Source organism: Microbulbifer maximicatervae (SeqCode) (assembly GCF_052466985.1).
In genome coordinates, this window is sequence record NZ_CP174298.1 from 357,398 (window position 1) to 369,545 (window position 12,148).

A 12,148-nucleotide genomic window follows, 5' to 3' on the forward strand; every position below is an offset into this window, starting at 1 on the left:
TCTATGGCAACCAGCGCCGACTTCTATTTTTCATGTTTTTATACTCATGTTAATTTCTTTACTCCCTATTTATTCAAAAAGTTTTGGAGTTAGAGTGTCTACGTCATCTCTCAGCTATCCAGTACCAGCGAATAGTAATGCAGTATCCTCTGAAGCTAATTTTAGTTTAGCTTTAACTTTTCCTTTGCAGACTTGGTATGAGTGGGGATATCTACACAACCCAATTCTCGCGAGTGACAAAGACATTTCCAGAGTTAAACGCTCCTATGCATTACTTCAAGATCAGATCGATGATACTGATAACCCCATTTATGGGCTACACACTAGCTATGGTGAGAATGAGCGAAATACCCTAGATCCAAATCAATGGAAAAATACCCAAGTCAACCTATTGGAATATTTACAAGTTGGTATCGGTACTCCTCTGCCGAAGTCGGTTGTCAGACGCGCTTTGAAACTACAAGCTCGGAAAACGGCCCATGGCTTATCTGGCATCCATCCTTCTACTTATCAAGCACTTCTTAACCTGGCAAACAGTGAAACTCTTCCCAGAGTTCCCCGAAAAGGTAGCTTGGGAGCCAGTGGTGACTTAATTTCTATGGCCCATGCCATATCTCCTCTATTCGAGGATGGACCAAAGGGCCCTCGCGACGTAATTGGTCTAGTAAATACCAATGCCATGATGGCTTCATGGGCTATCGAACATGATTATCAATTAAGGAAGGTATTAAGGGATTGTTTTAAATCTGTTGCGCTTATGTCCCTGGCGATAGGCACCGGAGATGAACATTTCTCGGAAGGTTTGCATTATGGGGAGGTACATACCAGCTACGCTCGGGCAGGTAACCTGCTGACACAACTACGACGTGACTATTTAAAATCGCCGAAGATTGTCGAAGGCAAGAAAACTTTGTTACAAGCTCGTTATTCTGTTCGCTGTGCTCCTCAGATACTTGGGCACTGCCTTGATTTATTGGATTACTCCGAAGCTAAAATTCGTTCCGAAGCTCTAGCTGTCGCTGACAACCCCCTAATTCTTGAGTCTGGTCCCTGGCATGGCGGACTCTTTTATGCGATTGGGCTGGCAGCTTCCGCTGAATTTATGCTGGAAATTATCCATCGTCTATCTGAAATGCTTGATCGACAAATATTGATTTTAATGGATCATCGCCTTAACGGAGGCTTGCCAGATAATTTAAGTGTTGAATCTTTCAATCACTGTAAAGGAATTCACCAGTTAACGTCGGCTTTGTTCCAGGAAATAAAGGCCAGGTCGACACCGGTGCGTCAGATGAGTTTCTCATGTGAAGGCAATAATCAGGACCTCGTGCCTTGTGGAATGGCCGCTCTTAACAATGTTAACGATCAGCTGGATACGTTAAAAGAAATTGTTCGCGCAGCAACTTTTTGTTCAGCTAGAGCCGCAATGATGCGCTCAACGGGTGGTTTACCCGAAGCATTAAAATTGTCGAACTGGTCACAATTCACAACAACTGAGATCGAGAGCATTTTATGAATTTTAACTATTTAACTGGTAATTTCGGGATTGAGATTCCAGCTAAAGAGCTGGCGGATTTGGATCAAAGTACAGGACTAACATTGCAAAACCTATGGCATGAGCATGAGCTATTGGTTATCAGGGATATGAACCTGGATACAAAAGCATTTGTCAATTTCTGCGGCTTATTTGGAGAACTTCAAAAAAATTATTTCTTCTTTCAAGGTCACTCTGAGGAGTACCCACAAGTTGCTAGGATTATCAAAGAGATCGGTGAAAAGAAAAATACTGGTGGGATCTGGCATCATGATCAGGGATATTATTCCAAGCCGGTAAAAGGTATAGCTTTGTATGGTATTGATATTCCCAACAGAGGAGGCGATACCCTTTTTACAAGTTCAACACTTGCTTACGAGAGCCTTTCAACTGCAATGCAGCAAGTAGTTAAATCCCTCAATGTGATACATACCACAGAGCTAATGCTCAAGAAACAACCATTATCAAAGTTAATGGAAAGTTCAGGTGAGAGTAGCTCTGGTATAGAGCGGGCACTAAAATTAATGCCACTGGAATCTGTAGTACACCCGGCAGTTTGTAGAAACCCTGTAACTGGTAAGCCTTTTCTCTACTTGAATCGGACTACGACCTCGCATTTTGATGGTATGACACTTGATGAAAGTTCGGGGCTGCTAAATTATCTATTTAAACACATCGAAAAACCTGAGTTTAATTGCCGAGTGCAATGGCGTCCCGGTACCCTCGTGCTTTGGAATAATCACCAAGTCTTACACTATGCAGTAAATGACTACAATCAACGACGGGAATTACATCGTGTGCATTTTTCTGCAGAACGACCAATTAAATATCTATAAATAGATTACTAGTGTATTTATGAACTATAGTGAACTACTGGCAGATTTTTTGCGCCAAAACAGTCAGTCAAGAACTGAAAAGCAGGCATTTAAAAATAATCAACTCAGGTGGCTGCTCAGTGAGGCTTTTGCAAAGTCTAAATACTATCGTGAATTACTTAAACAAAATAAAGTTGATATGGAGGCAATTCAAAGCTATAAAGATTTACAACAACTGCCGATTATAAGCTCAGAAATATTTTTAAAGCCTATGCCGACAGTGAGTATGGCTTTTGACGATATCATACGCTACTGCCACACATCGGGTAGCACTGGTACTCCCAAACATGTACCTTATACCCGCAAAGATAATAATAATGCAATAATCTCACAAGCACGCAGTTTCCTATTTACAGGTGTCGAGCCGTCCAATAAGTGTTTGTGCGCAATGACTTATGGTCCCTGGCCCAGTGGTATGATTTGTCATGCTGCCGCTGAAATATTTGGCCTCACTATTCCTGCAGATTCATTTCTTGGGGTAGACCATCAGCTACAGAGCCTACAAAGGTATCAGCTGGATTATATGGTCTGCCTTCCCTCTTTATTACCTAGGCTCGAACGCCACTGCCAGGAGAAGGATATATCTTTAGCGTCCTTAAATATACGCAATATATTTATGGTGGGTGAACTATTCTCTGAAGAATTTCGGAGCCACTATGAGATGCTATTCAACGCCAGGTTGATTAATATGTATGCAAACACTGAGCTTGGGCTGATAGCAAGTGAATGCCAACATCATAATTTACATGTGTGGGAAGACTTCTTTCATGCAGAAGTTATTGACCCTGATACAGGAAAACCATGTGAAGATGGTGCTACTGGAGAATTAGTTATAACCGCTCTGCAACGTGAAGCCCTTCCACTGATTCGCTATAACACTCATGATCTGGTGGAGATGCACAAAGGCCCTTGCGAATGCGGCCACCCCGGAACCTATTTGGGTCCCATTAAGGGGCGTATTGATAATATGTTCACAATCAATGGTGGGAATGTCTATCCAATTGCGCTAGAAAAAGCTATCACTGCCGTCACGGGTCTTAGCTCATTTTACCACTGTATTATCGAAAAAGTTGATGGACACGATCATTTGGCATTTGAAATTGAAGCAAGAGAATCTGTCGATAATCGAGATAAAGATCATTTATCACGACAGTGTTATAAGAATCTCACCAGTTCAGATGTAACCCTTCGTATGATTTTCCTTGGACTCGAAGCAGCTTCAAGAATCAATATAGAAATTTTACAACCTGGGGAAATAAGTAACAAATCTGGTAAAGTAAAAAAAATTATTGATCGTAGATAGTTATTTCAACTACTGAACGAGGCTTGTAGGTGGTTATTGCGACTCCTATTAGTTTAACTAATTGTGCTTGTGGGAGTTGTATAAATGTCTATATTTTTATTGCTGGCCTATTGAGGGGTGAAAGGAATTCGTGTCCCACTATGCCGATAAAAAAATAGCATTACTTTGAATGATATTTGAATAGAAATAAATGGGGAATATTAGAAGTATTAAAAGTTACTGTGGAAGAAGTATAAGTTCAATTAAAAAGGATGATTATGAAACTTGATACGATTTGTAGCCAACTTAAACTTCCAGAGAAGGCGCTTGACTACGCAGCGCTTCGCTTGGGGATAAATAGGGAAAAACATATAACACGTTCTGATCTTGACAGAATCTCCTCTTTCTTAGAGGTATATGGAGGTTATTCTAAGGCTGGTCTAGAGGCCATAAGATATTTCTTCAATATTGGAGATGTATTCTGGGATAGGGTTAATGAAGCTAAACAAACAGACAACAGTGAGATAAAAAGCATTCGTATCTCAACCTCTGGGTTCTCTTATCGAGTAGCCGGTGTGAAATATTTTAAAGCAACAACAAATGACGGAAATAGATTTACTTTAGAAGCAAGAGACGAGCAGAGCGATGAATATGGAATTGGGGTGTACTGGCTTCCTTACGAAGCTAATAAAGTCACGCATACAAATCGCAGAGTTTATGAGTCTTTACCGGATGTCAACTTCTTTTTAACCATGGAGCTTTCCGGGTGCCGATTCACTATGACTGATCAATCTGTATGCCATGTTGCTTTCGATGCAGGAACGTCAATGTATCAAACTCCAACCCCTAGCACGCGAGATATTGCAGAGAATTCTGTGTTAACAAATAATAGCGATAAAAAATTGAAAATACGCAGATTATCTATAGGAGGAGATGATAACAATTCATATGGTTACGCTTACTTTGGTTATGAAAGAAATAGAGCTACAGTGATTGGTGTGCGGCAAAGTAATCAAAAATGGGTATACAAAGCCTTTATCTACCATCGCGATTCACATTTGCCTAAAAATACTACTAAGGCCCTTGTACACATTCTTGATAATGTAAAATATTCAAGTAACAACTATTGGGCAGAAAATTTTTTATAAAGGATATTTAATTAAGCAGTTCCTGCTCATTACCAAATACAGATGCAGAGATGATTCAGAACAGCCAAAGACTGAAGGGAGAAGTTAGTTATGCGACAAGAATCACTTCTGTTGAATCTTTACTCTAATTTGGAATCAAGGAGTGTAGAATAATCAGAGTTTGTGCTCAGATTCTGGAAAACTTTGTTGTTGGATGGAAATAAGGCGATTGTGGCGTGAAGTGTTTGGAGTAGGGCTAGAATAGTGAGAGGAAGCGCCGAAATTCGTCTTTGCTGTACACCCCAAATATATTGATTTGGAGCTTGTTAAGACCGAAAGTGTTTCGCTAAGACTATAGTTTACAGAGGCTACTTTACGTCTATGAACTAAAAGTCTCGGATGCTGGACGAGCCCAACTCAAAATTAGAATCTAGCACTATGGCAGCAGGCGATCCGCTTTCCAGATCGCCTGGAGAAATACAAAAGCCTATAGGTGTTTGGCTGATACAGAGTTTTGAACACCCTTGCAGGTGTCTACAGTAACCTTTGGCTAGTAACTATTAAGAAAAGGTCACCGCACGCTCATTCAAATCATAATACTTGGTATTAACCTTAATCTTGACAGAGCTGCCAGTAGCATCAAACCAACCAAGGTACCCAGTAACCTCTAGGCTTGTATGGGTAGTGGCCATCGCCTCACGTAAACGCTGCGCCCAGGGCCTTAACCTCTCACCGTCATAACCTGACCCACAAGCACAGAGATGCAGGTCCACAAAACTACCAGGCAAACCTTCTTTAACCAGGGTAGCTGCTAGCTGCGTCGGAGTATAGGTTTTCCATTCTCCACCCTGCCACGACTCTACGCCCCTCTCGAAAACTTTGGTTTGTTTATTCTTACCGTTATTGCGCTGAGCACCAATTTGCTCGCCGTCACCAGCGCCAGTACCATGAGAAACAATATAAAGAGTATCACCAGATTTGAGGCTACTGAGACACTTATCTATCCAGCGGTACATAGACTTACCAATACCGGATGTCACCTTGTTGGCAAGAATATGATTCTTCGGAATACTCCATGCGCTCGCCATATTTTCCGCAAACTCTAGCATTTCTTCACTGTTTACGGGGAGGTAAATATACTTTGCCATTTTTACACCTTGTTATTATCACAATACGAAAATTATAACACTAAGCGCCTTTCAGAAAGAATTATTAAGGACATCCAAAGATTTGAGTGAGGTATTAGCACTGGACAGGCATAAGTCATGAAGGCTATCCATCTCCGATTTGGTTGTTAGGGCCATGAAATACCGGTAAGCGGCTCCACATTCGTTTCAAACTTTAAGGTCCAAGCTGCTAGCACCAATGGTGTTCAAATTTTGATCATTTAAGAAAGCGAGCATGTTGGTTTTAAAGTGATGGGCAGGAGAAAACTTGAGAAGTGGTACTGAAGTCTCATCCGTAATGCTGAGGGTTAAGGAGAGCCAAGTTATGATAAGTTTAAGCGTACCCAATTCATGGTGTAGAACCTTATACATGAGTCAAAAGTCACCGAAAGAGAAAGTCTGAATATGCTAAGAGAGCGCAACAACTCTGAGTTTCGGTAGTAAAAAGTCAGATTTTAAACAAGAGTATTTTTGCCCTTTTAAAATAGATGACTTTAGATAGAGGCGGCGCGATAGCGAGATATGTAATTTTTTGCTGATCAGAAGGTCATTCAGACATGTTGCATCAAGAGATGTCTGGGCGTTTCATGGTAGGTTTTTCGTCAATTATATTTATTTGCATAATTACCTAACGTTCAGCAAGATTCTGATCCTTTGTCAATAGGACTGACGGCTTATACTTTATATTCATAGGTAACTGATGTCCTTAGCGCGTATTTAGTTAAAAGTAGAGTTGAATTATTAGGCAAAGCTTGCGAAGGAATATGCTTAGTTGTAGCCGCATGCGACAAATTGCATCGGTATAGCAGGCATATAGCTGGCCCGTCCGTTAAATACTTGCACCTTGTCTATATTACGAACTGCCTACCTGTTTATTTAGAAAGGATTAATAATTTTACGATCCACTTAATATGTAGCCGGGTGAGGAAATGGTATGGCTGGAGGCTGGTTGCAACACCGGCTATCTATCAAAGTTTCTATTTCACTGCCGGTAGATGACTGTGGAGGATGTCAATGGAATTTTTGATTTTATGTCTGGCAACATTAGGTAAGCACGGACAAAAGGATTTTCCCAATCTGCTTTTGAGAGTCATATTTTCACTTAGCTTAGCTGTGGGTGTCACATCAAACGCGCAGGAATCCAGTTCCTCAGAACTGGATGGCGATAAGTTATCTACTGCTGACTATTTGAGGAAGGAGTTAAAAAGCAGCCAGAATTTAGTTTGGATCGGGCATAAAGTCCCCGATACTGATTCTGTTAGCGGGAGCTTACTAGCAGCCTTTATTTATGGTGGTAAGCCTGGAACACCCAGTAAAGTTAATCCTGAAACTCGCTTTGCTATTGATCAATGCGGTGCTGATGAGCCAAAAATAATCGAAAATTTTTCAGGAAAGACTGTTGGCTTAGTTGATTTTAATCAAAGCACACAATTGCCAACTGGAATTGATCCAGACTCGATTGTAGCAATAATCGACCATCATGCGATTGGCGGATCACCAATTAATATTCCGAATGTAATTAGTATAGAGATAAGGCCCTGGGGATCGACCGCCACGATTTTGACTGACCATGCACGCATGTTTGACATTGAACTGCCGATTCATTTGGCGTGTATGGGGTTGGCCGCAGTTCTTTCGGATACGGTTAACCTGACATCACCTACCACAACTGAATACGATAGAGCTTATGTTCAAATACTGGCCAAGAGAGCTGGCATAGATGATATCAATAAATTCGCAGAGCGTATGTTGATGGCAAAATCTGATTTGGGTGGATTTTCGGCTAAGGATATCATTTTACTTGACTACAAGGATTTTGAATTTGGGGGAAAAGAAGTTGGCATCGGTGTTGCTGAAACACTGATAGCCCAGCCGTTAATTAATAGGAGATACGAGCTGCAATCTGCTATGGGCGAGATAAAGAAAGAGAAAGGTATCGATCATTTGATCTTCGCAATCGTTGACACTCGTGAAAATCGATCTTATCTGCTTTGGAGTGATGACCAAGATAAGGCTGTTGTTATCTCGGCATTTGGAGATCATGTAGTCGATGACATGGTTGTTGCTGAGGGAATGATCTCACGGAAACGCCAAATTGGTCCTGCGATTCAACGAGCCCTAGAGAAGTAAAAAGGGAGATAAGAGAAATGAGAGTGGCTGGGCCTATGCCTGTTGCGCGGCTTCACTACTATCCCTCCTAAAAGAGCTATAGCAACCAGTAGGGACTATCACTTGACCGGACGATCTCGGGTTAGTGTTTCGAGCTGCATATGCTCCTATTACTAGCTGAGGAGTAGATTTCTGTTTAAAGCTCATTATTCCTTGATTGGTGGAGCACTGCTATGGTCGGAAAAATCCTGAGCTAGAATAATAAGGAGGAAAGGTCGTTAGATTAATTTCGGTGTTTTGGAACTATAATCTGCTGTGGCGGGTTTTTACTATTAACACGAACCTATAAAAAATTATCATTCGCGCGTAGGTAAAGAGAAAACTAGCGAGATGAACTATATTTATTTGACAGGGACTTCAGCTTCTCGGCTGTCTCAAAATCGGAACTAAACCATATCTGTAATGGATAGGACTCAAGAATAACCACATCTTTTACCTTTCCTAATTCTTCCAGACGCTGTACTTCCTGTAAAACTGGATCAGGTGTTTTTAGGCTGCCTCTCACCATTATTCGCTGCCATTCGGGTTCATCATCTGCCATCATTCCACATGCACTTAGAAAAAATATTAAAGAAATTAGCGTTCTCATACTTTTAAAAAAGGCGCCCAAGGGCGCCTTATCCGAAATTTGGGTGAAGTAATTTTACTTTATGGGTAATTCTCAATCCAATCCTGCAAAGTGTTATAGACGGAGCTGGTTATACGCGTTCCACAGTTTTGCGAGGATGATCCAGTTGTGTGGATTCCGCGAACACTGTTGGACGTGTCTTTAATCCCACTGCCACTCTGACCGCCAGCTGTATCTAATGTGTAACACACTCTGTATGTACTTGAAGACGTGCTACCGGAATCTGTCCACATAGTAGCAAATGGCTTATCTCCTGGGTATCCAGTAACACTATGAGTGCCGCCAGAATAGACACCCCATCCGGAATATCCATTGTGTGGTGGTTCCGCTAACACAATAATTGCATAGTCATAGTTCGTATCTGAATTATTATGCCAAGCACTGGTAGTCACAGCATTTGTCCAGGATTCACTCCCCCAGGGCTCATAATTACCAGATTGAGCCACTGTAAAATCAAGAGAACTATACCAGTTGCCGGAGCCATCAGAAACACAATGTCCTGCTGTTAGCACATGCTTTGCGGTAATCAATGTACCGGTACAGCCTACATCAATGCGGCCATTGTACCAGTGAGGATTTTGCACGGTATTAGTAATTTGAACTCTGTCGTCGGTACCAATTACAACTGTGGGGAGCAGTTGTTCCTCACCACGAATCATGGTGGGCGCCTGTCCTTTTGATGAAAAAATCCTTGAATCCAAACCATGAGATTCAATAATTGCTATCGCTTGCTCCAATAGCGATAAGGATTCTTGATCTACTTCTGCAGTATATTGCCTACCGTCTGGAGTAACCGAAACAGCTCTTAAAGAAGCGGTGCGTTCCATTAACGTATATTCTTTACTTACTGCGGCATCATTGACTACCGGTTGTTTTGCGACATTATGACCGCTTATAAAACTTGCGGTTTGGTCTATCTCAACAAAGTTATAAAGGGGGGCTGCATGGGATGCCCCTGAGAGCACTACCAATGAAAGAAAAATATGACTTCTGTTCATATCTGATCCCTCTAAATTAATAGGTTTTAAGTAGTGGTACAGCCATTTTTGTTTTCGCACTTAATTTATGTGCGGGCGCATAATATAGTACCGCCGTACATGTTTACAACTCGATGATAGTTAATTAGAAAATAACCGGCGCCAGTTTTTATGTGAGAGAAAGCAGAAAATATTTGCCTAAAAGATTATATTAATTGCTTTAGGTGTTGAGGGTTTTGTGGTTGCTAATATTTGTTAAAGTATTGAGTGGATAAGCTAAGATTTTTTAGTATGCGAACATTAAATTAATTGGTTCATAGTGAGGTCTATGTCATTTGTCCAATGTTTCTCGCAGCTGAAGATTATCACTTGCTCAGCTTATGGCTGCATATTATCTTGGTTATTATTTAAATAGGAAGTGTTTATGTAAGAGATATAGAGCTCGGAAGTGTAGGAATCAGCAAGATAAATAAACTGTTATAGAAGTGCTATTTTCTAAATCAGCTGCGGCGACAGATACCCATTAAAGTCGTGAAGAACCTTGATGGCTATAAATGGAAGAGGGCTATAATCAAAATAAAGGTTTTTGTGGCGCTGGGCACTAGATATTCAATCATCCTCAAAGGAAATAAATGTTTGGCACTCATATATTTTGAAGCGCCAGAGGGATCTGTGAAGTGTTCGAAATAGGTACTCCAACTATTTAAAATAGCAGATTCTTTAGAGCTACTAGTTGGAATCAAGACTAATTGGTAGTAAAGCGGTAAAGGGCCCGCATACTGCAGGCCACTCTTATCTATCTCTGAGAATCTCCATAGCAGCATTATGCCCAGGTACTCCAGTAACTCCGCCTCCCGGGTGGCTACCCGAGCCACAGAGATACAGATCCTGTATCGGTGTGCGGTAATCTGCAAAGCCCATAAAGGGGCGATTACTCCATAGTTGGTCCAGTCCTAGGGCACCATGGAATATATCACCTCCCATGAGGCCAAATTTGCGCTCTAAATCTAGCGGTGAGTGAATTTGTTGGGCGATTACCGCATCACGAAAATTGGGAGCATAGTTTGTGACAGTATCGATAATTGTTTTTGCAGCTTGGTCACGATAGTCGTCCCAGCTTTTTCCTTGCGGAAGTTCTGGAGCGAATTGCTGGCAAAATAGGCTGGCGACATGTTTGCCTTCTGGAGCAAGAGTAGGATCGATGGTGGAGGGAATCAATATTTCTACAATGGGGTGTGTTGACCAGCCGTATTGAGTTGCATCGACAAAGGCCTGCTCCAAGTAGGTCATTGTTGGACCAATGACTATCCCAGATTGATGATGCTGTTGTAGGTGAGTTCCAGGCTTACAGATGAAGTCTGGGAGTTCAGACAGTGCTACATTCATACGGAAAGTACCGGAACCTACCCTGAATCCACGTACGCGGCGGCGGAACTCTGGCCCTAGGTGTTGTTCGTCAATCATCCGGGAGTAAAGCAGCTTGGGACCGACATTGGCGATTACTTTGTCAGCCGTAATAGTTTTTCCACTGCTAAGTCGTACGCCGTTGGCACGACTACGGTCTACCAGAACTTCTTTGACTTCCGCATCTGTACGAATATTGACCCCAAGGCGCTCAGCTTCTTTTCGCATGGCTTGAGTGATAGCGCCCATACCGCCCATAGCGTGTCCCCAAGCGCCTTTCTCACCGTTAGCCTCGCCAAATACATGGTGTAACAGCACGTAGGCAGAGCCAGGAGTGCTGGGAGCTGCATAATTTCCGACTATAGAGTCGAAAGCAAATGCAGCTTTGACATGGTCATTTTCAAACCAGGCATCCAATACACTTGAAGCACTCTTGGTGAACAGGTCAAGTGCATCGCGACGAGATGACATACTTAACTTTTTCGCTCTTAAGCCAAAGCCCCCAGCACGAACTAAATCCACAAAGCCTCCGCCCACATTAGGGGGAGAGCGGAGTAATTCCTCGCGCAAAATATCTGCTACGGTTTCCAGCATGGCATAAAAGTCAGGTAAGGTAGCTGCATCCTTTTCTGAGAAACGTGCAATCTCAGCTTGTGTATCCAAGATATTTTTATGGAAAGAGAGACTTTCACTATTTGAAAGTGGAAAGAAGTTAGCTTGTGGCCGTAACTTGATTTCCAAGCCATGTTCACGGAGATTGAGATCTTCGATGATTTTCGGGTTGAGTAAACTTACTGTGTAGCTTGCTACAGAATTTCTAAATCCCGGGTAGAATTCTTCAGTAACTGCTGCCCCCCCGACTATAGACCGGCGTTCAAGGATCGTTACTTTTTTCCCCGCTTTTGCTAAATAACAAGCGCAGACCAAGCCGTTATGACCACCACCAATAATCACATAATCCTTCATTATTATTCTCTATATGGATA

The 12,148-nt window shown here is 41.9% G+C and carries 9 protein-coding genes; 5 read left to right on the plus strand and 4 right to left on the minus strand.

The annotated features are described in order from the left end of the window. Positions 1 to 94: 94 nt before the first annotated feature. The 4 genes from ACJJI3_RS01675 to ACJJI3_RS01690 all read left to right on the plus strand — a co-directional run bounded on the left by ACJJI3_RS01675 (position 95) and on the right by ACJJI3_RS01690 (position 4,839). Positions 95 to 1,516 (plus strand): aromatic amino acid lyase, encoded by a 1,422-nt coding sequence (locus tag ACJJI3_RS01675; protein WP_444941277.1) that lies wholly within the window; start codon positions 95 to 97, stop codon positions 1,514 to 1,516. Continuing rightward, positions 1,513 to 2,370, plus strand: coding sequence for a TauD/TfdA dioxygenase family protein (locus ACJJI3_RS01680; protein ID WP_444941278.1), 858 nt, complete (start codon positions 1,513 to 1,515; stop codon positions 2,368 to 2,370). The genes ACJJI3_RS01675 and ACJJI3_RS01680 overlap by 4 nt, the downstream gene beginning before the upstream one ends. Positions 2,371 to 2,389: 19 nt before the next feature. Beyond that, positions 2,390 to 3,712 carry a phenylacetate--CoA ligase family protein gene (locus ACJJI3_RS01685; RefSeq protein WP_444941279.1) on the plus strand — a complete coding sequence of 441 codons (1,323 nt, stop codon included), beginning with the start codon at positions 2,390 to 2,392 and terminating at the stop codon, positions 3,710 to 3,712. Positions 3,713 to 3,969: 257 nt separating this feature from the next. Beyond that, on the plus strand, positions 3,970 to 4,839 hold the full coding sequence (locus ACJJI3_RS01690; RefSeq protein WP_444941280.1) for a hypothetical protein: 870 nt from the start codon (positions 3,970 to 3,972) through the stop codon (positions 4,837 to 4,839). Positions 4,840 to 5,378: 539 nt separating this feature from the next. Here ACJJI3_RS01690 and ACJJI3_RS01695 read toward each other — a convergent pair. Further along, the gene (locus tag ACJJI3_RS01695; RefSeq protein WP_444941281.1) at positions 5,379 to 5,966 is read right to left on the minus strand and encodes a hypothetical protein; all 588 of its coding nucleotides are present in this window, start codon (positions 5,964 to 5,966) and stop codon (positions 5,379 to 5,381) included. 1,032 nt (positions 5,967 to 6,998) lie between these two features. Between ACJJI3_RS01695 and ACJJI3_RS01700 the strand changes: the two genes are divergently transcribed. Then, a complete protein-coding gene (locus ACJJI3_RS01700) occupies positions 6,999 to 8,114 on the plus strand; it encodes a manganese-dependent inorganic pyrophosphatase (protein ID WP_444941282.1) in 1,116 nt (371 codons plus the stop codon). A gap of 361 nt (positions 8,115 to 8,475) precedes the next feature. Here the strand turns inward: ACJJI3_RS01700 and ACJJI3_RS01705 are convergent, their stop codons facing one another. The 3 genes from ACJJI3_RS01705 to ACJJI3_RS01715 all read right to left on the minus strand — a co-directional run bounded on the left by ACJJI3_RS01705 (position 8,476) and on the right by ACJJI3_RS01715 (position 12,128). After that, positions 8,476 to 8,697, minus strand: coding sequence for a hypothetical protein (locus tag ACJJI3_RS01705; protein WP_444911163.1), 222 nt, complete (start codon positions 8,695 to 8,697; stop codon positions 8,476 to 8,478). Between the two features lie 104 nt (positions 8,698 to 8,801). Next, a complete protein-coding gene (locus tag ACJJI3_RS01710) occupies positions 8,802 to 9,779 on the minus strand; it encodes a trypsin-like serine peptidase (RefSeq protein WP_444911162.1) in 978 nt (325 codons plus the stop codon). Between the two features lie 771 nt (positions 9,780 to 10,550). Continuing rightward, on the minus strand, positions 10,551 to 12,128 hold the full coding sequence (locus tag ACJJI3_RS01715) for a phytoene desaturase family protein (protein WP_444941283.1): 1,578 nt from the start codon (positions 12,126 to 12,128) through the stop codon (positions 10,551 to 10,553). Positions 12,129 to 12,148: the final 20 nt, after the last annotated feature.